This window comes from Bifidobacterium sp. ESL0827 (assembly GCF_052606685.1).
The window spans coordinates 231,399-254,032 of sequence record NZ_CP199597.1 but is presented as its reverse complement, the minus strand read 5'-3'; the positions used below and the strand labels follow the sequence as shown (position 1 = coordinate 254,032).

At 57.9% G+C, this 22,634-nt stretch carries 17 protein-coding genes; 5 read left to right on the top strand and 12 right to left on the bottom strand.

The features are described from left to right. Nucleotides 1-140: 140 nt before the first annotated feature. From ACUIAI_RS01000 to ACUIAI_RS00990, 3 genes are all read left to right on the top strand, one after another. Nucleotides 141-1,148 carry a G5 domain-containing protein gene (locus ACUIAI_RS01000; protein WP_445342329.1) on the top strand — a complete coding sequence of 336 codons (1,008 nt, stop codon included), beginning with the start codon at nt 141-143 and terminating at the stop codon, nt 1,146-1,148. Nucleotides 1,149-1,550: 402 nt separating this feature from the next. Further along, the gene (locus ACUIAI_RS00995) at nt 1,551-4,109 is read left to right on the top strand and encodes an RCC1 domain-containing protein (protein WP_445342328.1); all 2,559 of its coding nucleotides are present in this window, start codon (nt 1,551-1,553) and stop codon (nt 4,107-4,109) included. After that, complete coding sequence (locus ACUIAI_RS00990; RefSeq protein ID WP_445342327.1) at nt 4,001-5,254, top strand: RCC1 domain-containing protein; 1,254 nt, start codon at nt 4,001-4,003, stop codon at nt 5,252-5,254. The genes ACUIAI_RS00995 and ACUIAI_RS00990 overlap by 109 nt, the downstream gene beginning before the upstream one ends. A 189-nt stretch (nt 5,255-5,443) precedes the next feature. Here ACUIAI_RS00990 and ACUIAI_RS00985 read toward each other — a convergent pair whose 3' ends face one another. After that, entirely contained in the window at nt 5,444-6,844 is a 1,401-nt protein-coding gene (locus tag ACUIAI_RS00985) for an NCS2 family permease (protein WP_445342326.1), read from the bottom strand. A 204-nt stretch (nt 6,845-7,048) separates the two neighbouring features. Between ACUIAI_RS00985 and ACUIAI_RS00980 the strand changes: the two genes are divergently transcribed. Next, entirely contained in the window at nt 7,049-7,264 is a 216-nt protein-coding gene (locus ACUIAI_RS00980) for a hypothetical protein (RefSeq protein ID WP_445342325.1), read from the top strand. A gap of 4 nt (nt 7,265-7,268) precedes the next feature. Here ACUIAI_RS00980 and ACUIAI_RS00975 read toward each other — a convergent pair whose 3' ends face one another. From ACUIAI_RS00975 to ACUIAI_RS00955, 5 genes are all read right to left on the bottom strand, one after another. After that, the gene (locus ACUIAI_RS00975) at nt 7,269-8,255 is read right to left on the bottom strand and encodes an AEC family transporter (RefSeq protein ID WP_445342324.1); all 987 of its coding nucleotides are present in this window, start codon (nt 8,253-8,255) and stop codon (nt 7,269-7,271) included. Nucleotides 8,256-8,323: 68 nt separating this feature from the next. Continuing rightward, on the bottom strand, nt 8,324-9,103 hold the full coding sequence (gene pstB / locus ACUIAI_RS00970) for a phosphate ABC transporter ATP-binding protein PstB (protein ID WP_024627440.1): 780 nt from the start codon (nt 9,101-9,103) through the stop codon (nt 8,324-8,326). Between the two features lie 31 nt (nt 9,104-9,134). Beyond that, on the bottom strand, nt 9,135-10,115 hold the full coding sequence (gene pstA, locus ACUIAI_RS00965) for a phosphate ABC transporter permease PstA (protein WP_110424896.1): 981 nt from the start codon (nt 10,113-10,115) through the stop codon (nt 9,135-9,137). Further along, nucleotides 10,112-11,065: a phosphate ABC transporter permease subunit PstC gene (gene pstC, locus ACUIAI_RS00960; RefSeq protein ID WP_445342323.1), complete on the bottom strand. Its 954-nt coding sequence runs from the start codon at nt 11,063-11,065 to the stop codon at nt 10,112-10,114. Before pstC ends, pstA begins: the two co-directional genes overlap by 4 nt. Then, nucleotides 11,062-12,210: a phosphate ABC transporter substrate-binding protein PstS gene (locus ACUIAI_RS00955; RefSeq protein ID WP_445342322.1), complete on the bottom strand. Its 1,149-nt coding sequence runs from the start codon at nt 12,208-12,210 to the stop codon at nt 11,062-11,064. The genes pstC and ACUIAI_RS00955 overlap by 4 nt, the downstream gene beginning before the upstream one ends. Nucleotides 12,211-12,538: 328 nt before the next feature. Here ACUIAI_RS00955 and ACUIAI_RS00950 point away from each other — a divergent pair, with 328 nt between their 5' ends. Then, complete coding sequence (locus tag ACUIAI_RS00950; protein ID WP_445342321.1) at nt 12,539-14,110, top strand: MDR family MFS transporter; 1,572 nt, start codon at nt 12,539-12,541, stop codon at nt 14,108-14,110. 137 nt (nt 14,111-14,247) lie between these two features. On the opposite strand, the gene ACUIAI_RS00945 is transcribed toward ACUIAI_RS00950, so the two are convergent. The 6 genes from ACUIAI_RS00945 to araA form a co-directional block, all read right to left on the bottom strand. Next, nucleotides 14,248-15,045, bottom strand: a complete 798-nt coding sequence (locus tag ACUIAI_RS00945; protein WP_445342320.1) for an HNH endonuclease family protein — start codon at nt 15,043-15,045, stop codon at nt 14,248-14,250. Nucleotides 15,046-15,099: 54 nt separating this feature from the next. Continuing rightward, nucleotides 15,100-15,948 (bottom strand): aldo/keto reductase, encoded by an 849-nt coding sequence (locus ACUIAI_RS00940; RefSeq protein ID WP_445342319.1) that lies wholly within the window; start codon nt 15,946-15,948, stop codon nt 15,100-15,102. A gap of 127 nt (nt 15,949-16,075) precedes the next feature. Continuing rightward, on the bottom strand, nt 16,076-17,476 hold the full coding sequence (locus tag ACUIAI_RS00935; RefSeq protein WP_445342779.1) for a class C sortase: 1,401 nt from the start codon (nt 17,474-17,476) through the stop codon (nt 16,076-16,078). Between the two features lie 283 nt (nt 17,477-17,759). Next, entirely contained in the window at nt 17,760-18,611 is an 852-nt protein-coding gene (locus ACUIAI_RS00930) for a hypothetical protein (RefSeq protein WP_445342318.1), read from the bottom strand. A gap of 193 nt (nt 18,612-18,804) precedes the next feature. Next, entirely contained in the window at nt 18,805-20,865 is a 2,061-nt protein-coding gene (locus tag ACUIAI_RS00925) for an LPXTG cell wall anchor domain-containing protein (protein WP_445342317.1), read from the bottom strand. A 243-nt stretch (nt 20,866-21,108) separates the two neighbouring features. Then, on the bottom strand, nt 21,109-22,623 hold the full coding sequence (gene araA, locus ACUIAI_RS00920) for an L-arabinose isomerase (RefSeq protein ID WP_445342316.1): 1,515 nt from the start codon (nt 22,621-22,623) through the stop codon (nt 21,109-21,111). Nucleotides 22,624-22,634 lie beyond the last annotated feature (11 nt).

Genomic DNA, 22,634 nt, shown 5'->3' with positions numbered 1-22,634 from the left:
GTTGGTTCCACGACCGATTTGCACTAAAGTAGTGTTGTGTTTGTCCAGTGACCCTTTCGGTCTTGCCGGAAGCATGCGGTCGATAGGAAGCATTAAGTCGACTGATCACTGAGGATCTGTCGGTCCAACAGAGGAGAGTAATGGCGAACCACCGTAGAGGACGGATGAGTGCGGTCAAGGCTCTGACCAAGCGTCAGTGGTTGCGTTTGGCTGCCGGTGTCACTGTTCTCGGCATGGTCGTTGGCGCAGGCTTCGTTTCGCGCGACTTCTACACATCCACTGAAAACTCGGCCAAGTCAGGCGTAACATCCTATTCAGCCACTCAAGATGTGGGTACGGTGTCCCGCGGCAGCACCAGGCAGGCCATCCGCAACGGTGCGGGCGGCGCTAACGCGAACACCTCCTATGTGAGCGTGCAGATCAACGGGAAGAACAAGGTGGTCCTGGGCACAGGCTTCACCGATGTCAAATCCGTGCTGGAGGCCGGGGACATCACCCTGCAGCCGGGAGACCAGATCACACCCTCTCTGACCACTCGCGTCAATGAGAAGACCGTCATCCGCATCGACCGTGCCGGCGCCCAGGTCAAAACGGACGAGTCGCCAATTCCCTTCAACACCATTGAAGAGAAGACCAACTCTCTACCTGCGGGGACCACCAAGGTCAAGACCGAGGGGCAGAACGGTGTCATGGAGACCACCAGCCTGGTCACCGCAGCCGGCAACAAGCACCTGACCAGCAATATCTTCGCCTCCTTCGTCAAGACGGTCCCCGTCGACAAGGTGGTCCTGGTGGGCACTGGTGGCGGCACCCCTGCACAGGCCGGCTCGACCACCACTACAGTCCCTGTGGGCGAAGCCCAAAGCATCGCCCACGATCTGGTTACCTCCCGCGGCTGGGGAGAAGATCAGTTCACATGCTTGGTTCAGCTGTGGAATAAGGAGTCCGGCTGGCGAACCAACGCCGCCAACCCATCGGGCGCCTATGGCATTCCTCAGGCATTGCCTGGCAGCAAGATGGCCTCGGCCGGTCCCAACTGGCAGACTGATGCTCATACCCAGATTGTTTGGGGCCTGGGCTATATCCAGGGCCGTTATGGGACTCCCTGTGGTGCTTGGGCTCAATCCCAGGCATCCAACTGGTACTGATCCATTTTCAAACAACGCAATCAGGAACTTCCGGTAGGCTGGTTCGGCTTACCGGAAGTTCTTTTTTGACTGAGACGCGACCTGTTCCAATTGCCTGCTGATAATCCGATCGCCAAGCGAGAGAAGGCCTTCACTGCAACCCAGGTATTCCTGAGCTGTGATAAACTAATTTGGATTGAGCAACATGCACGCTGGTCATGGGGATTAAGTCAGAGATGCAGGTGCCACGTTGTATGCGCTGTTGCTTTCGAAGGGGACCGTATGCAATCGTCATATAAGAATCGTGCATGCTGCATCGCTTCTCTCGCAGCCATTATCGTTTTAGGGCTCATATTGGCAAACCTCTCGGGGATTGACCTAGCGCAGGCAGACGCCACCGCATCCCCAACAGCATCGCAAAGCATGAAAAAATTGGGAACGGGAGAGGGTGTGACTACAGGTATGCCTGGTTCCACTCAAATTCCCTCTAATACTCCCACGCCAACTGCAACTCAAAAGCTGGATTCCTCTATCCAACCAACAACCTCTCCTGCTCTGCCCTCCCCCGCTTCACCAGACTCAGCAAGCCCTGTTCCTTCCACTCGGGCGACAAGCTCCTGCCCAAATAATCAATGTTCGGTCACCTTTGACACGGCCCAAGCTGACACAGCATCCCCTGTTGCACAGATTGTCCCTTCGGGAGGTCTGGCGAAACGACCGACAGATCCCACCAAGCACGGATACCTCTTCGACGGCTGGTTTACGGGCCAGGTAGCCTACGACTTCAACCAGCCCGTCACCAGCAACCTGAAGCTGACTGCAAAATGGACAGCTGGCGGCGGCCATTGGTCCCTGGCGCCTGCGCACGGAGCTGCGTCGGGAGGTACTGCAGTGACACTGACTCCCCCAGCAACCCGTGGCATCAAATTCTCTCAAATCACATCAGGGGCAACCCATTCCCTGGCTCTTGGATCGGATGAAAACCTTTACGCCTGGGGTGATAACAGTTCAGGGCAATTGGGCGACAGCACCAACACTCTGCGACGAACACCAGTGAAAATAAACAAGCCGGCCAATACGTCAGCCCAATTCACTTTCACTACCATTGCCGCTGGCGACCATTCCTCTCTTGCTATAGGTTCTGACGGTAACCTCTACGCGTGGGGGAACAATGCTCGTGGACAACTTGGCGATGGAACTACCGAAAACAAGTTGACTCCTGTCAAGGTTCCGAAGCCTGCCGGTGTCTCAAATGGATTCACCTGGACCCAAGTAAGCACCCGATGGGATCACACCCTGGCATTAGGCTCAGATCACAATCTCTATGCCTGGGGATGGAACGGAGACGGACAGCTCGGCAACACCAACATCCCTACAGGCACCGATAATTCTGCTGCGTACAGCAGCAAACCCGTACTTGTCAGCAGGCCAGCAGGGATCACTTTCACTCAGTTAAGTGCTGGCCGGTATAACTCCTTTGCCCTAGGCTCAGATAACAACTTGTACGCCTGGGGTTCAAACGTCAGTGGTCGCTTAGGCGACGGGACCGACATTCAGCGATCAACTCCTGTTCAGGTCCGCCAACCCGCCGGCGTTACCTTCTCCCAGTTCAGCACCGGAGATACATCTTGTTTCGCAATCAGCACGAATGGGGATCTTTACGCTTGGGGATGGAACGGATACGGACGGCTGGGAGATGGCAGCAGTGCAGAAGATAGAAAAACGCCCACTCTAATATCCCCGCCCAACGGAGCACCGTCAGGGTTTACCTGGGTACGAGTCATGATAAGAGACACTCACGTCCTAGCCATTGGCTCGGACGGCAATCTCTATTCTTGGGGACGAAACGATCACGGGCAACTAGGCATCAAAGACATAAGCGCAGACGGTTCGTACGTCAATAGACCGCACATTGTCGATCAACCAACATCTTCAACTGCCCAGAAATTCACTTGGGCTCAGATCAATGCAGGATGGGAGGAATCGTCTGCATTGGGATCAGATGGAAACCTGTACACCTGGGGGTGGAACAACGGCGGACAATTAGGTGATCCAGACGTTCCTATAGGCACGGATAATAGCCAGGCAATGAGGCTGACACCAAGCTTGGCCGCTTTCCCGCTTTCGCCAGATGTTACTGCGGTCAAATTCGACCAGACACTGGGCAGCGATCTCAAAAAAGCAGGTACGAACTGGCAGGTGATGACACCAGCTCATAGGAAGGGGCGAGTAGATGCGACCATCAACTGGAATCTCTATGGTCAGCAGTTCGATGAGATCCTGGATTTCATCTATGACCCGCCCAGTTATGTCGTCACTTTCGACAAGGCCGACGGCAGCCAGCCCACCAGTCAGTCGGTCATCGAGGACCAGACGGCTTCCAGGCCGGATCAAGACCCGACCCGACCGGGCTTTTTATTCGACGGCTGGTTCAACGGCGATGCGGCCTATGACTTTTCTTCCCCCGTCAAGGGTCCCACGAAACTGACAGCCCATTGGACGGCAGGCACCGGGCAATGGACCATCTCTCCCAACCAGGGTCCCGACAGCGGTCAGACCAAGGTGACCCTGGTTCCACCTGCAGCGCGGAGCATCAGGTTCAGCCAGATCAGCGCCGGCGATGATCATTCATTGGCTCTTGGATCGGATGGAAACGTCTATTCTTGGGGTGCCAATAAATACGGACAGCTGGGCGATGGAACCACAACGGACCGCTTGGCCCCGGTTCAGATTCCCAAACCGACAGGCGTGAACCGATTCACGCAGGTCAGTGCAGGAAAAGCCTTCTCTTTGGCCTTGGATGACCAGGGCCACATCTGGGCATGGGGGCTTAACAGCTCCGGGCAGCTGGGCAGCAATGCCGTTGCTACCAATTGCTCATCTGCATACAGCTCCAGCCCGATTCGCGTGCAAGCCCCAAGCGGGATGACGGCAACAGCTTCAGTCTCACTGGCATCAGCGCAGGAATCACTCATGTCCTAGCCGTAGACGGGCAGGGCAGAGCCTGGGGCTGGGGATCCAATGAGTTCGGCAAACTGGGCGTTCCTGCTAGCACTGTGGCGACGACAGGGATCACCACCAGACCCGTTCAGGTCGCAACCCCGCAAGGCGAGGCAACAGGATTCCGCTATGCACAGGTCAGTGCGGGCGGTTCGCATTCCCTGGCAACTGACACCCAGGGCCGTGCTTGGGGCTGGGGATCGAACCAGAACGGTGATCTAGGCAATACGAGTGACGTAGCGCTTGATGGCTACACCTCCACACCCGTCCAGGCCAAGCCGGACACCAACCCGACAGGCGGATTCAAGCTTGTTCAGATCATTGCGGGCAGCGGCCACTCCTCCGCTCTTGATGATCTAGGACGCATATGGTCCTGGGGCGGGAACAGCAATGGAGAACTCGGCCTGGGCGACACCACCACGAGGACTGCTCTGTCTCTGGTAGCCATGCCCGCAAACGTCAGCGCCTTCACGCAGTTGACAGGCAGCAGGGCTAGCGGCAATTCACTGGCGCTGGACCAGAACGGCAACATCTGGGGCTGGGGTCAAAACGCATCAGGCATGCTGGGGACCGGAGGCACAGGCAGCCTGAACAAGCCAACCAGAATGGGCAATCCATCAGGCATCGACCACTTCGTCAAGGTCAGCGCCGGCACCGGCCACACCCTAGCCATCGCATCCAACGGCAGCACTATGAGCTGGGAAGACAACGGCCAAGGAAGGCTGGGGAACAATGCGACACAGACGGTCTACTCCCCTGTCAACGTGCTCTTTCCCTTCAGGCTCGGCATCCCGTCCACAGTGCAATTCGGAGGTGTCAATGGAACCAGCCTAAGCTCCACTGGGCAGCAGGATGGCGCCTGGACCGTGCTGACACCGAACCATCAGGCCGGCGACACGACTGTCAGCATCGCTTGGACGCTCAATGGGGCTCCACAATCCAACGATGAGACCAATGCCTTCCGTTTCATCCACTACGGCGTCCTCCCCTTGACCGGAGAGGCAGGCATATTAGTCACCATCATGGTCGGCTCGCTGGCCGCAGTCGGTGGCCTGGCCGCCAAACGGCAACGTCTTGAAACACAAAGCGGACAAGGCGGAAAAGTAGCCGCTCGGCATAAGCACTGATCTTAGGTAACCACCCCGCTCAAGCCACGAACGAGCAGGGCCCCGCCACCTATGTAGTGGCGGGGCCCTGCTGTGGTCTCTATCTCAAACAGTCAGGTCAACATGTCAACAGCATGACGCTAGCTGCACAACTGAACAATGCTTCTGACGAATGCTGCTTGTGGATGTCTTGTGTTTACGAATCTGTGCTTAGAGCACAGCCTGAAGCACGAAGTCCAGAATGAAGAGAGCCGCAACCCCCCAGATGATGGGGTGGACCTCCTTGCCCTTGCGCTTGCAGACCATGGTCAGGCAGTAGGTGATGAAACCGGCGGCCACGCCATAGGAGATGGAGTAGGCAAAGCCCATGAAGATGGCCGTGAAGAAGGCCGGAATGGCCTCAGACAGCTCGCCCCACTCAATCTCTGCGAAGGAGCTCATCATCATGCAGCCCACGATGACCAACACGGGTGCAGTGGCCGCCGAAGGCACAGCCGAGATCAACGGAGCGAAGACGGCACTAAGCGCGAAGCAGATGGCGATGACTACCGAGGTCAGGCCGGTACGACCACCAGCTGCGATGCCCGCTGCGGATTCCACATAAGTGGTGGTGTTGGAGGTGCCGAAGAGCGCTCCGATGGATGTTGCCGTCGCGTCGGCAAACAAGGCCTTGTCCATCTTGGAACTGAAGCCGCGGCCGTTCTCCAGAGCCTGCTCATCCTCGGCTGAGAAGATGCCTGAGCGCCGACCTGTGCCCACAAAGGTGCCGATGGTGTCGAAGGTGTCCGAAAGGGAGAAGGCGAAGATGGTCACCAGAACCACTGGCAGCTTGGCCGGGTCAGAGAAGAGAGCCGGGAAGCCCTCCGGACGGAAAATGGCCAGGAAGGTCTGCGGCAGCTGCGACCAGGCCTGGCCCAGATCGACCGACTTGGCCATGTTGGTGACCCCCATGGGGATGCCCAGCAGCGTGACCACGATGATAGCTATGACGAAGGCGCCCTTGTTGATGAAAGCCAAGTGGCCTTTGAACTTGAAAATCAGGAGGAAGATGGTCAGCAACAGGCCGATGACGAAGAGAACGACCCCAGGAGTGTTAAAGGTGGTCAGGCCAGGGTTGGCTCCTGCCGCCGAGGTCTTGTCGGGGGCGAACTTGATGATGCCCACATTGAGCAGACCCACATAGGCGATGAAGACGCCGATGCCGCCGCCGATGGCGTGTTGGAGCAGGGGTGGAATGGCCTGGATGATCATCTTGCGCAGCTTGGTGGCCGTGACCAGGATGTTGATCAGGCCGCACAGGAACACCATGCACATGGTCTGTTGCCAGGTGAAGCCCAGCCCTTTGACCACAGTGAAGGTGAAGAAGGCATTCAGTCCAACTCCTGGCGCCACGCCGTAGGGGACGTTGGCCACCAGCGCCATGATCAGGGTGCCGATGATGGCAGCAATCAGAGTGGCGAGAAAGACGGCACCCCAGGGCATGCCCGCCGTGGAAAGCACCGAGGGATTGACCACGATGATATAGGCCATGGCGAAGAAGGTGGTGATGCCTGCTACCACTTCCGTAGAGACTGTGGTATTATTATCCGAAAGCCGAAATAGCTTATGCATATTCGATTCCTTATTGTCTTATTTGGCGATGAGACAAGAGAAGAATATCACGAGCACTCGGCTTTTTCTGTTACAAGTTCCCTCTATTGAGCTCCAATACCGCCGCTGAACTTTCCGCCCACCTATAATCGGCATACAGGCATGGCCCTGAAGCCGTTCCACATGGGGATATTTGATGGGCACGCCGCTTTTGAGGAGGGGTATATGGCCAGGAACAATCATTGGGACCAGGACGATCAGAAGCAGTATCAGCATGTGCACGACAGCGAAGTCGATCGTGGACAGGATGAGCGCGCTGCCGAGCGGATTGCAGCAGCCACGGTCAACAAGCAGCGCACCCGCGAGGGCCGCACCCTGCGTCAGGAGCAGGAGCGCCGCGACCAGGGCAAAGACGATAAGAAAAACAACAAGAAGGGCTGAATCCTCAGAGGGCGCCCATCAGCAGATGCGCCAAGACCATGAGCACCGCACCGATCACCGCAGTCAGGGCCAGGGTGAATCCCGCCAGTCGGGCGTTGCCAAGAACCTTGTCAGTGAACATGGTGGCGAAAACCGCCGTCGGAGCCAGGCAGCACAAGGCCACTGCCTGACGGATCAACGGTTCAAAGGGCAGCAGATACCATGCGGCCGCCGCGAACAGAATGCCGAAGGGCAGGCGCCAGGCCAGAATCTGCAATACGGACTTGACATCATCCCGTCCGCCAGGCAAGTCCATGAGCATGCCCACCATAAGCATGGAGCAGAAGGCGTTGGCCGTCGAGAATGGACGGGTGATCTGGGCTGACCAGCCTGGCAGCGAGATCCCGGTCAGCATGAAGACCACCATGACCATGTAGGTGTCGAAGGAGGGCGAGCTCAGAAAGCCCTTGGCTATGGAGATGGCTGCGGCCTTGCGATGAAGTTTGCGGGCATCAGGGTCATCCAGCTTGACCGGCTCACCTGCTTCGGGATCCAGGGACTGGCCCGGTCGAATATGAAGAAGCCCCTGGGTCATGACGTTGGTCCCTGCAGAGACCATGACCGAGTTGCCGATGTCGAACATGGCGGCGGGCACCAGGGCCGCCGTGCCAAGCAGCGACTGAAGCATGGGGAAGCAGAAGCATCCGATGTTGAAACCCGACCCGTTGAGCATAAGAAAAGCCCGCTGGGCCGTATGACGATGCCTGCTGGTCAGAAAGATGGCCAGGGGCGGAATCAGCGAGGCAACGAAGGCGAAGGCCGAGACCAGAAGCAGGCTGGGATTGTGGGGGTTGGTGGCGAAGGAGTAGATGATGGCCCCGGGCAGGACCAGATCGAACACAATAGTCTGCAGCACCCGGTAGTCCAGCGGACGAAAAAGGCCAAGACGCTTGAACAGGTAGCCCACCAGGATGATGCCCAAGAGGGTGGCCGGTTCCAGCAATACTCCCATGCCGTCGCTCCTTCCGCGGATGCCGGAACCATGATACCTGACGGGCGGGTGCGCGGACCGGTTCTGTCTCAGCCGAAGCGACCGGAGATGTAGCGCTCGGTATCCGGCTCATGCGGGTTGGAGAAGATGGTGGTGGTGTCGTCCATCTCCACCAGGTGACCGGGCTGACCCACGGCCTTGAGGTTGAAGAAGGCTGTATAGTCCGAAACCCTGGCGGCCTGCTGCATGTTATGGGTGACGATGACGATGGTGTAGTCCCGTTTTAGCTCGTTGATCAGATCCTCCACAGCCAGGGTGGAGATGGGATCCAGGGCCGAGCAGGGTTCGTCCATGAGCAGGACCTGTGGGTGCACGGCCACGGCACGTGCAATGCAGAGCCGCTGCTGCTGACCGCCTGAGAGCCCGATGCCTGGCTTGTCCAAGCGATCCTTGACCTCGTTCCAAAGATTGGCACCGCGCAGGGCCCACTCCACCAGATCGTCCGCGTCGGACTTGGCGATGTGCTTCTTGTTGAGTCGTATGCCGGCCAGAACGTTCTCCCTGATGGACATGGTCGGGAAGGGATTGGCCCTCTGGAAGACCATGCCCACGTCCCGCCGCACTTCGACCGGATCCACATCCGGCCCGTAGAGATCACGACCTTCCAACAGCACCTGCCCGCTCACATGCGCCCCCGGTGTGATCTCGTGCATGCGGTCCAAGGTGCGCAGGACCGTGGACTTGCCGCAGCCGGAGGGACCGATGAAGGCGGTGACCTTGTTGGCCTGGATGCGCATGTTTACATCCTGGACGGCCAGGAAGTCGCCGTAGTAGACGTTGAGGTGGTTGATGTCTATGCGTTGGCCCATGTTCCGGCCTCCGTTTCTCTCATGGCGGCGCTCAACGCGTCCGCCCAACAGCAAAGATGCGCGAGACCAGCCGCCCCAGCAGGTTGAGCAGCAGGACGATAAGGATAAGCACCAAGGCCGCAGCCCAGGCCCGCTGCATGTGGATGTCGGTCAGGCATCCCGGGTCAGCACCTGGCCCGCAGACGGCCAGCCCCTGGGAATACTCGTTATAGACGAAAACCGGCAGGGTGGTCATCCTCCCGGAGAAGAGGTTGGGGTTGGTGGTGGCGATGAAGCCCGAGGCTATCAGCAGGGGCGCCGTCTCCCCGATGACCCGTGCCACAGCCAGGATGGTGCCCGAGACGATGCCAGGCAGCGCCGTGCGCAGAACGATACTGGTGATGGTCCGCTGTTTGGTCACCCCCAGGGCATAGGCCGCCTCTCGCAGGTCGTTGGGAACCACGGCCAACATATCCTCGGAGGTCTTGACCACCGTGGGCAGCATGAGCAGGGAGAGGGCCACCGAACCAGCCAGCCCGTTTACGGTGCCTGGCCCAACTACAAGGGCGAACATGGAGAAGGCGAAGAGACCAGCCACGATGGAGGGAATTCCGCTCATCACGTCCACCATGAGACCGATGGCCTTGGCCAGGCGGCCTCCATGGGCGTATTCGACCAGATAAACCGCGCACATGACACCCACCGGAATGGATATGACCATGGATCCAAAGGTGATCTCCAGGGTGCCGATTACCGCATGCAGAATACCGCCGTAGCCTCCGGACGGCGTGGGGTTGCCACCCACCACCCCGCTCATGTTGTGGGTGAGGAAGTCCGGTGTCAGCCGTCGCACCCCCTTGGACAGGCTGACCCAGAGCACCGAGACCAGCGGGATCAGGGCGACCAGGAAGGAGAGCCCGATCAGGACGGTCATCAGCCGGTCCTTGCGCTTGCGTGCCCGGATGGAAGACCTGGTTGGCCTGAAGCGGTCAAAGTCGATGACCGGTCCGCGATCAGTTCGGCTTGCCATCATGCACCCGCCTTTGCTGTGATCCTGCGCGCCAGATAATTGACGATGAAGGTGATGATGAAGAGGACCAGACCGGTGGCCACCAGGAGGCCCACGCCCTGGGAGTCCGCCTCGGGGAACTGGGCAGCGATGTTGGCGGCGATGGTCTGGCTCTTCGAAGCCTGCAGCAGCCGCAGGGAGTAGCTGAAGCCTGGCGAGAGGATCATCAGCACCGCCATGGTCTCGCCCAGGGCGCGACCCAGCCCCAGCATGGAGGCCGAAATGATGCCCGAGCGGCCGAAGGGCAGGACCGCAAGCCGGATCATCTCCCACTTGGTGGCGCCCAGTGCCAAGGCGGCCTCCTGCTGCAACCGAGGGGCCTGGATCAGGATGTCACGGGTGACCGAGGTGATGATGGGCAGGATCATGACCGCCAACACCAGGGCCACCGTGGCCACTGACCGGGCCGGGGCAGCAACGGGTCCGGAAAAGAGCGGAATCCATCCCAAATGGACAGACAACCAGCGCCAGAAGCCAGTGATATTGGGAACCAGGACCAGAGCCCCCCAGAGCCCGTAGATCACTGAGGGCACGGCGGCCAGCAGGTCAATCACCGTGCTGAGCAGCGTGGACAGGCGGGTGGGGGCATAGTAACCGATGAAGAGGGCGATGCCCAGGGAGACGGGGAAGGCCAAGAGCAAAGCCAGGCCGGCAATCAGAATGGTGCCGAAAACTAGCGGGCCCACATAGCCCAGGAAGCTGCTCGCCCGTCCACCGCTAAGGGAAATTATGGCCTGGGTGCGGGAATCAGGGTCTCCGGTGAAGGCTGGAAAAGCGCGCAGAATCAGAAAGAGGGTGACCGCAGCCAGGGCCAGTAGGATCAGGATGCCCGCCCCGGTGGCGCAAGCCTTGAAGATCCGATCCACCCGTTTGGCCTTGTTCAGGGTTGCGGTCTCGTCCGGTTTGTCGCTCATGACTTCCCCCCGATGGTCTCTACCGAGGCCATGGCCTGGCTGCGCAGCCCTTGCCCCAGCTCAGCGCTACCCGCATTGGCCGCTGCCATGCGCTGACCCTGCTCGCTCAGCAGATAGGTTAGCCAGGCCTTGGCGAACTGGGCCTTGGATCCGTCCCGATCATCTCGATAGACAGCACATACCACGTCGTAGGAGACCAGGACAATCGGATAGGTGTGCTCACGGGTGGTGCGGTGGTTCACGGTCAGGACCACCCTGCCAGGCTGACTGGCCTGAGGATCCCGCTGGGCCGCATCCAGCAGGTTGGCCACGGTCTTGGCTGTAGGCGGCTGCCAGGTCCTCCCCACCTGGACGGCCACGGTGCCTAGCCCTGTGGTCTGGGCCGCGTCAGCATAGCCAAAGGTACCCTGTGCCTGGTTCATGGTTATGACCACTCCGGCAGTGCCCTTGGCACCCTGCCCCAGGTCGTTGGGCCAATTCTCACCCGCTGGATAAGGCCAGGCGGACCCGGCCGTGTCGTGCAGGTAGGACAGGAAGCTTTTCGTGGTGCCCGACTTGTCCGAACGATGAATCACGGTGATGTCCAAGTCGGGCAAATTGGCCTCCGGATTGAGCGCTGCGATGCGCGGATCCCGCCAGTTGGTGACCTTTCCGGAGAAGATCATGGCAATCAGAGCCGGGTCCATCCGCAGATGGCCATCTGAACCCTTGGGCCACAAATCAGGCAGATTGTAGGCCACAGCAATCGGGGTGGCGTAAACGGGCAGGTCAAAGGCCGTACCGGAACCGCAGACCTTACGCGAGCGCTCAAGCTGATCGCTGGTCAGCGGCGCATCGGTGCCAGCCCAGATGGTTGAACCTGACAGGAAGGCGTTGACCCCAGCACCGGAACCGGCCGGATCGTAAGAAATGCGCGCCCCCGGATGCTGCTTGCGGAAGCCGGCTATCCAGGCCTCGTCAGCGCTCTGCTGGGAGGATGCGCCAGATCCGGCAAACTCGCCCTGGAAGAGGGCCTGATCTGCATTATTGCCTGTTTCACCGCCGTCGACGGGGACATTGTCGCCGCAGGCCGCCAGGGAAATCATCATTGCCAAGGACATGAGGAGGGCCGGGAATCTGCCACGACCATGACCATGTGCGTGCATGCTACCTACCTTGACCGCCGTTTCATTTCAAACGTCCGTCCTCATCAGCCCGTGTTGGACCCTTCCGTATTCACATTACCGAAGCTCGCCTCACACAGCATACTGGAAACGCTGACCGCCGGACAAGGTCGCCACATCCGCGTCAGCCATGTGGAAAAACCCAATCACAATCCACAGCCGGGTATATTATAAGGTCATTGTCAGACGCTTAGCTCTCTTGTTCTTTTCTTAGTGTCACCGGTATCGGTATGCCCTGATTTGCTTTCTAGGACGGCACCGCGGGGAGCGGTATGCGCAGTGAGGACTAACCCGAAGGAAGTGGTGGTGCATGAGGAAGCAGGAGCTCGCCAAGCAAGGGCGGACCCTCAGCAAGGATGGAGCCTTCGTCAACGGAAGGCTCACCCATGAAGCCTTCCTTTCACTGGCCATTCTGACCGTCATCACCTTCCTGGGCAACTTCACCCAGCTGCAGCTGGCTTCGGCCCTGCCCACCATTGTGGACGAGTTCCACATCACCCTGACCACCGGCCAGTGGCTGACCTCGGTATTCCAGCTGGTCATGGGCGTCATGGTGCCGTTGACCGGTTTTCTGACCAAACGCTTCTCCACCAGGCAGATCGTCATCACCTCCATGGCCGTCTTCACCCTGGGGTCGCTGTTGAGCTGGCAGTCGCAGACCTTCGCCTTGGTCCTGCTAGGTCGCATCCTTGAGGCCATAGGCACGGGAACCATGTGGCCCGTTCTGCAGATCACCGTCTTCTCCATCTATCCGCTGGCCAAGCGCGGCATGGCCATGGGTACTGTGGGCCTGGCCATGAGCGTGGCCCCGGCCATCGGCCCGACCCTGGGCGGCTGGCAGACCGATGCCAACGGCTGGCGCTCCATCTTCCTGACGCTGAGCATCTGCGGGGCTGTGGCTCTGCTCCTGTCCATCTTCGGCCTGCGCAACTTCGGCCAGCGCGATACCAGCGTCAAGGCGGACTTCTTCTCGGTGGCCCTGTCCATCTTCGGATTCGGCGGCCTCATGTTCGGCTTCACCAACATCGAGAACTTCCCCATCACCTCCTTCATGACCTGGCCCTTCATGCTGGTCGGCCTGATCGGGATCATCTGGTTCGTGCTTCGCCAGCTCCACCACGACAAGCCCTTGCTGGACCTGCATGTGTTGCGGATCAAGAACTTCACCGTGGGCACCATCATCGCCTCCATGTCCTTCTTCGCCTTCAGCTCGGTCACCGTTATCTTGCCCATGTATATCCAGACGGATCGCGGCTTCTCGGCCACCATGAGCGGTCTGGTCATGCTTCCAGGGGCCATCGGCACCGCCATCGCTCAGTTCTTCGGGGGCCGCTTGCTGGACCGTTGGGGTGCACGACCCGTGGCCATGACCGGCTGCTCGGTCCTGCTGCTGGGCACCATCGCCATGAGCATGATCAGCGCCAATACCTGGATTGGCCTGGTCTCCATCTGCCAGTTCATCCGTCAAATCGGCATGGGCTTCACCCTGATGCCCTTGACCACCTGGTCCCTGAACAACCTGGCTCCCAAGGACGTTTCGGCTGGTTCGGCCGTCACCAACACGGCCCGGCAGATCGCCGGCGCTGTCGGAGCCCCCATCCTGGTCATCCTCATGGAGACCATCACCACCCTGCGCCACAACGCTCTGGGCGGCGGCCACTCCACCCAGATCGCAGCCAACATCTTCGGCGTGCAGTGGGCCCTGCGCATTTCAGCACTGATCTGCCTGGGCATGGTTCTGCTGGTCTACTTCGGCGTACGGGGAAACGGTGCCGGCTCCGGCCGTCAGATGACCCGCATGCTCCTGCGCCACATGCACATCATCCACACCGACGCCCTCTCTGTCACAGCCTCCGCCGCCGACTCCAAAACCCAGGACTGATCACCGGAAAGTCGTCCATGAATACCTGCTTGATCTGAGCAGATTCATCGCTAGCTACAACACGATAGACAGACTGGTAAATACAAGATGTCAATTGGAAGATGCCAGTTGTCAGTCAGCCTTCTACGGGCCAGCACTCAGCGGTCCGGCGGGAGAGGCTGGCCTGGGCAGGTATGCAGAACGGCCAGCATGGCCTGCTTTTCCGAGCTGGTGACGCTCAGTGAATACTTGTCCTTGACCGCTATCTGACGGGCCACATAGGAACACTGGTAGCCCCTGTTCTCGGGCAGCCAGTAGTCGGCCGAGGCACTCCCCTTGGCCTGGTTGGCTGGACCGTCCACGGCAAGCAGATTGTAGGGGTCGTTGCCAAAACGGTAGCGGCGGGCCGTGTCCCACTTGCTGGCTCCTGACCGCCAGGCATTCTCCAGGGCGACCACATGGTCGATCTGTACGGCCGAACTGGTCTTCGGGCCTCTGACGAATTCGATGGTCCGCCCGGTATAGGGATCCTGTAGACGACCGCTGGCCACCTTGCACCCGCCGGGAGTAGTGGTACGCAGGTCAGTCAGGTCGCGGGTCAGCACATCCTCGCGCACATTGCAACCGTTGCCGTCCTCATCGGTCTCCTTGAAGCCGAAGGCCTCACGCCGGTATTGGCGGCCAGGGCGGGCGTGATCGTCCACTGTCAGGCCCTGCAGGGTCTGGGCCGCATCGCCGGTTGCCGTATATCGGCCGGTCAGCCGTCCGACCCCACCATTGACCCTTGGCAATATCAGTCCGATGGTGATGCCCAGGACCACAGCCACTACCAAAAGGATCAGCACCCGTTCCGTGAGCGATTCGCGACGGAAGCGGGCCGGGGCGGGATTCCTCCATGCCGAACCATACCGGCTGCGGCCTCGATACCGATATCTTCTGCGTCTCGGACCGGTCATCTACCGCCGATACCTCCTATGTCGACTGCATGCATGAATCATCCATAATAGCGGTCAGGCGTAGGTGTAGGTCATCGGGTCGTGTCCTGCACGCACCGGGGAGTCCATGGCATCGATGGCGGCGTGCTCTTCAGGGGTCAGGCTGAAGCCGAACAGGTCCAGGTTCTCCGCCTGCCTTTCCCGATGGACAGACTTGGGAATAATGATGGTCCCGTTCTCAATATGCCAGCGCAGTACCACCTGAGCCGGCGTGACCCCGTGGGCCTGTGCGATTTTCTCCAGCCTTCCGCCTCCTGCTGTCAGGTCTGCGCCGCGCGCCAATGGCGAGTAGGCCTGGACGGCGATGCCGTGCTCCTTGCAGAAGGCCGTCACTGTGCGCTGCTGCCAGCTGGGGTGCAGCTCAATCTGATCCACCGCTGGGTACTCCCCGGTCTCTCGATGCAACCGTTCCAGATGCCCTGGGAGGAAGTTGCAGACCCCCAGGGTCCGCACCCGCCCTTCATCGCGCAGCCTATGGAAAGCACGCCAAACCTGATCAGCCCGCCAATCGAACGGTGTTGGCCAGTGGATCATGTACATATCGACATAGTCAGTGCCCAGCAGGGCCAGCTGGCGGTCGAAGGCCCGCAGAGCGCTGTCATAGCCCTGTTCGGAGTCACGCAGCTTGGTGGTCAGCCACAGATTGGCACGCTCAGGACCACTCTGGCAACCGAAGGCTTTGAGGCCACGGCCCACGCCTCCTTCGTTGCGGTAGCCCGCTGCCGTATCGATGTGACGATACCCCAGTTCCAAGGCAGATTGCACTACTCCAGCGGTTTGATCATCGTCGATCCTGAGTACGCCCAGCCCTACCTGCGGAATGCGATTGCCGTCAGACAATAAGATGTCAGGAACTGCTGTCATGGTCCAAACCTTCCCAGACGCGGCCCAGCAGTCTACCGGGCCATGCTCGATCCATTCTAGAGCCGAGCAAAAGCCCAATACAGTAGAACAGGCTCACGTGGTCAAACGTGTCCGCACATGCACAGGCCTAGAATTTGGTAATGCCGAAGAAGTAGATCAGGTGGGTATCAAACCAGTGGTAGCCAAGGTCGAATACGGGCAGGAAGCCGATTCTCATCATCATCCCGACTGAACCCCATGCGAAGAAGAGGCCGAGCACAGCCAGCAACCACATGAGAACGCTGCAGATTCGCCGTGTTTTGATCAACCGGCGACGGCGGGTGGCTTCTGATCGGGTCTCCCGCTCATGGCTGACCATGATCGTAGCCAGCGGCTCCCCCACAGTCCCGGGTCCTGTCGCCCGAGATTCCAGATGTTCCATCTGCTCCAGGTCGTGACGGCAGTTGCGTCGACGACGTGAGAGCAGATACCAGCTCACCAGGCAGGCTGCAAACAGAGCCAGGAGCACCCAGACCATGTAAATGGGCGCACCTTCGGGTTTGGTGGGAGGCTCATCGTCACCGATGTAGTGTCCACGCACGATCAGGCGGTGGGAGTTTACACCATATGGGTAACAGGTCAACAATGTTACATAGTTGGCATTTTGAATGGGCTGCAGTGCGCTGACATCGGTGGGTTTAATGATCTTAATCTGATCTACCTTGTAGCTCATCCGTCGCGTGAGCACCCGTATCTGGAAGACATCGCCCTTGCGCAGCTGAGTCAGATTGTCGAAAAGCATGTAGCCGACCTCACCGGTGTGGCCTGTGATTACGGCATGTATGGTTCGGTTGTCTGTTGGCACATGTGTGGTGGCAATGTGCCCTATACCGTCTCTAAGTACCTGATCGCTGGTGCCATGACGCACAGGAAGCTTGACGTTGATCTTGGGAATGTCCACATAAGCCATCATTCCCTTGCCATCCACGTTGAGAATCTTATAGTAGCGACCTAATGGTTCCTTAACTTCCTTGTACTTGAAAGGATCCCTCAGGGTTGGCTTACCTAATTCCTCGTCATACTTCTTAGCATCTTGCCACATTGCTCTGCGTTGTGCTGGAGACAGTTCAGCCACAATCTGATCATAGTTGTCCACTGCAGCAGAATCTTCGGAGTAATTTACATAAGCCGCCAGAAGCGGGTAGAGGAAGATTCCCAAACCAATGAGAAAGGCTAAAGTCTCCAAGAGTCCGAACCCGCGGCCCGATCTGGTGGCCGCACGAACTCTCTTACTCCCTAAATTGCCGCTCTGAATAGGCTTTGAGGAGTTCGCAGAAACCTGGTGAGCGATGCCATGCCGATCTGCGACTTGCGCATAATTTCCTGAAACTATGATTATCGGAGCCGAAGTTTTTGCCTTACTTGAACCGAGAGCCGTGCCGGCGATTGCATCTGAGTTAGCATGTCCGTCAGTACCACGTGTATTAGGAATAGCTAGAGGCGGATAAGATGGTGGAACATCATTATTGGGAGCATAGGCACGTGGCATATCCTCCGTTGAAATAGGCTCTCCCGGCCAAGGTGAAGCGGACCTAGGCACAAAGGCAACTTCATCATTATCGTTAGCATCAGCTGCGCTCAAGGTCCCCGAGCCAGTGTTCTGGTTCATCTGTGCCTTCCTTGTTTCACACTTCTAATGCTACTGTTCCCTAAGCCTGGCATGCAAAACCGGCGGCACCTGTTGATGCCTCCGGTCTTTACATATAGCCCAGGAATACCCATGATGTCAGCTGAAGACACCCTGCCGACACGCTTTGGGCGGGAGAATACCTCTAGCGCTTATCTCTATTCCAGGAGCTCGCAACCACAGCCAGATAGAGGCCCATTATGGCCAGAACCACTAATAAAATACCTGGAGCTACCAAGGACACACCTGTGGCAGCCAGCTTCCGTTGACCTGATTTCGCTACAGGAACTGTGTGAGTTCCGTTCTCAGGCACTTTCTGGGGCAGCGCCACTAGCTTGGGGCTGATGGTGACATCATAAAGCGGATGGACCTCACCCTGCACCCGGTAGAGCGGCAACTGCACGACTACAGGATCAACTTTAACCTTTTCGTTCTTGGGTGGAGCAACTAAAGTAACCAACCAGTATGAGGATTTGAAGTAGTCGCCATCAAAAACGGCTGGACTTCCTCCGACCAAGCTTGGTGTATCGAGATCCAGATGAGCTCCATTAAGCCAGACACCTTGCGATTTGGTCTCTGTTGCGTTAGTAATGGTGCCATCCTGATCAGAGATACCATAATATTCAGCAGGCTGCGTCTTGTCCTTGAACGCATCCGGATTGGCTGCCACCTCACTGCTGATAGCCGCCTGGGCCTTATCAGTGCCAAGATTATGGTCAAGTGCATCCACGCGGCTCTTCAAAGTACCAGCATTCAGTCTTAGTGCTCGAAAGACATACCCCGCTCCTGCAGATACTGGAGCACTTGGCAAGATATCCGTCGCGCTTCCCTGAGCCGAGCGCCCCTTCTGGAGTTGCACCGTCAAGGTTGGGTCAACGGTCGCCGCCTGTGCTGTCGGCATCACATCGAAAGCAGTCAAACCTATGCAGGCCAAGATTACAATCAGACAGGGCAGGACCCTATGGGTGAGGCGTTTCGGCAAGGCAATTCCCTTCATAAACCTTCCCTTCCAAGGCCGCCTTTCGACGACGTAATAGTGTCGGATCCTCGGGTCCGGAAGAAGCCAGACCAGTGTCCCGACAGCCGCAGACCGATTAAGATCCACGGTCCGTATGAAAATGGCGGACGATTCACAGAGGAACCGTCCGCCATCAGGTCACCTCACATAATTCTTGACATGACCGTAATCATCAGGCCCGAGCGGAACTATTGCGCCTACTGCGGGCATACAGAGCACCACCCATGATCAGGGCACCAACAACCAGCAACAGCACGATGCCGCGACCACCAGTCAAAGGCAGAGCCAATGGCGCATCAGTATCGGTATTGGCAAAATGCTGCTCATACTTTGAAACATCTTGATTGTTGAACTTAATCTTTGTCGTGATAGAAGCGGGACTCACCTCGAAATTCTTAAACTGCAGCTCATCATAGTTTGGTTGAACCACTCCATGTGGGCCATAAGTCTGAGCAAGTTCTGTTGCACTCTTACCCGCAACATTTGAAAATGTGACAGTGCCGAAAGCGACACCCGGATTGCGCCACCCTTCCGGGGTGTTGGTTTCTACCAACTTCCAAGAAATATCAGTTCTAACCTTCTCGCCCGAATCACCAGTGCTAGCTTTCGATTCTGTAGACTCAGAACTGAAAATAGGAAGGCCAGCGAATGCAACTAGGCCATCGCTATTTGCTGTTGCCTGGTAAAATTGGGCACCTTTAGGCAAATCCGAAGTTGTATGGAAGTCACCGTCGGTAGCTAGATACTTGTCCAAGCTATCGCTGTTAGCAACTAGACGATATTCCGTACCAGGAAGCGCCGCATACTGGCTGTCTTTGTTCTTCACAGAACCGAATGCAAGACCAGCATTCATAACGTTCGTGTGGTCCTTAATCACGTCACTCGTGTTCTCGGAAAAGTCTGAGGCAGCATCATTAGCAACACCATCAGTAGCAGTAGAATCACCAAGCGGAGTAACCGTAGCCTGATAGGTGACATCCACATGAATATCTGTTGCTCCGGTCGCGGCCGTCAACGTCGAGATAACAGTGCCGCTTGTACCGCCACCAAACAGTTGGAACTGATAATACTGAACAGCATCCTTCGTATCAGTGAACATGGTACCAGTACCGTTGATACGCTTAGGACTTTTATCCGTGGCATTCCACTTGAAATCTGGTGCACTCGCGTTTGCCTTTTGATCTGTCAGTGCAACTGTCTTAACTTCAGACTTATTGTCAGCACCTTTTACCGTATAATAAAGGGTACCTGCGACGGTGCTTTCATCCAACTTCAATGCACTTGACATGCGATCTACAAAGAGGATGTCTTTGTAGTCACCCTTCAATTCGGAAACATCCAAGATACCGTCTTTTGGTGTAGCTGTACCATTGTTAGCTATTGTCTGAGAGAGCTTGTAGTCAATCTTATCACCAGCTACAGCAGTGCGTTGGTTCTTGGCTTTATTCGTTTTCGAATCCAAGACATCCTGAACTGTCTTGGAGAAGACTGACTTGTTTTTGCTCTTCGGATACAAATGCAGATTATAAATATAGCCGTTGGCCTTCGTTGCGTTCAGCGACTGAGCCGCATAAGGGAGGCCAAAGAACGAGTTCTCGGCAGCATCGTACTTGTTACTATCCAATCTGTTCGGATTGTCGCGATTGAATGCCCACGAAGCATCCTTGTTCTCAAAAAGGATGTAGTAGTGAACTTTGCCCCCGTCAGTTGCTTTCGGGAAGGCTTTCGGAGTTTCTCCTGCGACAGGAAAACCGTGATCGTCAGCATTCTTGATCTTGCCATTCGCAGCGTCATACCAAGTATCGATAACACCTTGACCATTGGTTATACCCGCGAAACTGTTACCTGTCTGAGTGTATGTGTTAGAATCTGATGCTTTGATATCGCCCCAGTCCATACCTGTGGCAGGCTGTACTTCCTCAACGTGGAACAGAACATCCTTGGCAGGAGTCAGATCTTGGGTTTTAGCCAGCGCTTCAGCATCTTTTGATGATCCTGTGGGAGCGAATCCTTTAGCCAAGGAGAGGTACATGGTAACCGTGAGTCGAGGAGTTTTCGTAGGATCCACAGGACCCTGTACAAAGTCATCCTCGGCATTGTAACCATAATCTTCAACGGCTGAAGCTTGGGTAGCTGGCAGAACGACCATGCCCGCTAGGAGCGTCGCTCCGGCGACCGCCAAGCCTAAAAGCTTGGGGAGCCTTATCCCTTCATTATCTCGTTGCATGTGCATGCACGCTTTCCCTTCTGTATTAATAGGCACAGGATGGCCAGGCACATCTTCGCCTCCCCAACCGATCACTTCCCCGACTCAGGGGGGTGGGCTTTATGTCAACTTTGGGACATGCCACTGTTCCCATTGCCTAATCATCACTGTACCGACAAAATTGTGACAACGCAAACCGACAAGCCGAATATGTAAAGGCCCCGCCACATGTGCAGTGGCGGGGCCTTGCAATCTTCCTGGAACAGGCGCTCAGTGCCGGTTATCCAACCGATGGTAGAGCTCGGCTGCACGCAGGTCGGCCTCGAAACGCCGAGGTTCAGTGTTCTCGTCGATGACGGCGAGTTCCACACCAGCCATGCGCGCGAAGTCCTCCCAGGCTTCACGGCCCACGGTGGTGGTCATGCAGGTATGGTGGGCTGCGCCGGCACGCAGCCAGCACTCAGCCGAGACCTTGAGCGAGGGCCGGGGCTTCCAGAGCGCACGTGCCACAGGCAGCTTGGCCAGGGACCCGCCGGGCTCGACCACATCCACCACATTCATGACCAGGCGGAAGCGTTCGCGTACATCCGCCAGGGAGACGACCACAGCATCAGTGCAAGGGGTTGCCGTAAAGACCAGGCGCACCGGGTCCTCCCTTTCGCCGATAGACAGGGGATGAATCTCCAGGCGGGGCCGTCCCTCGGTCAACAGCGTGGGCGAGACCTCCAGCATGTGGGCGCCCATGATCTCCTCATGGCCGGGCACGAAGTTGTAGGAGTAGTCCTCCATGAGCGAGCAGCCGCCCTTGAGCCCGTAGCCCATGACGTTGCCGATCCGAATCAGAACCGATGTCTTCCAGTCGCCCTCTGCCGAGAATCCGTACCCGTCAGCCATCAACCGCTGAGCTCCCACGCCGGGCAGCTGACGCAGGCCTCCCAGATCCTGGAAGTTGTCCACGGCGGCAGTGGCACCCACCTCTTCCATCATGGCCCGCATGCCGAGCTCTTCGCGGGCGGCCACCATCAGGGAGTCGTACCGGGAGTCCAAAAGTTCGGGAGCCACCTCATAGCTGCGCTTATAGTCCTCGATCAGGTCCTTGACCTGGTCGTCGGTGACGGCGTTCACATGGTCCACCAGCTCGTTGACCGGCCAGGTGTTGACGGAGACGCCGAAGACCCGCTCGGCCTCGGTCTTGTCGCCCTCGGTGACGGCGACGTCGCGCATGTTGTCGCCCCAGCGGCAGACCTTCATGTTGTTGGCGGCATCCCAGCCGGCGCAGGCGCGCGCCCAGACGCCGATCTTGTCAGCAACCTCGGGATCGGTGTAGTGGCCGACCACGATCTTGCGCGGGATTCCCAGCCTGGTCAGGATGTAACCGAACTCACGGTCGCCGTGAGCTGACTGGTTCAGATTCATGAAGTCCATGTCAATGGTGTCCCAGGGGATCTCCACATGATGCTGGGTGTTCAGCTGCAGTAGCGGCTTGCGCAGCTTCTCCAGACCTCTGATCCACATCTTGGCCGGGCTGAAGGTGTGCATCCAGGCCACCACGCCGATGCAGGCCGGGTTCGACGAGGCATCAACCATGAAATTCAGGATGGAATCCGAGTCCTTCAGAGTGGGCTTCAGAACCAGCTTGACCGGGATCCGCCCAGAGTCGTTGAGGGACTTGGCGATGTCCGCCGCCTGGACGCCCACCTGGCGCAGAGTCTCCTCACCGTAGAGGTCCTGCGAACCAACTGCGAACCAAAGCTCCTTGCCCTCGAAGGGATTTTTCATGCTCATACTTGCTCCTT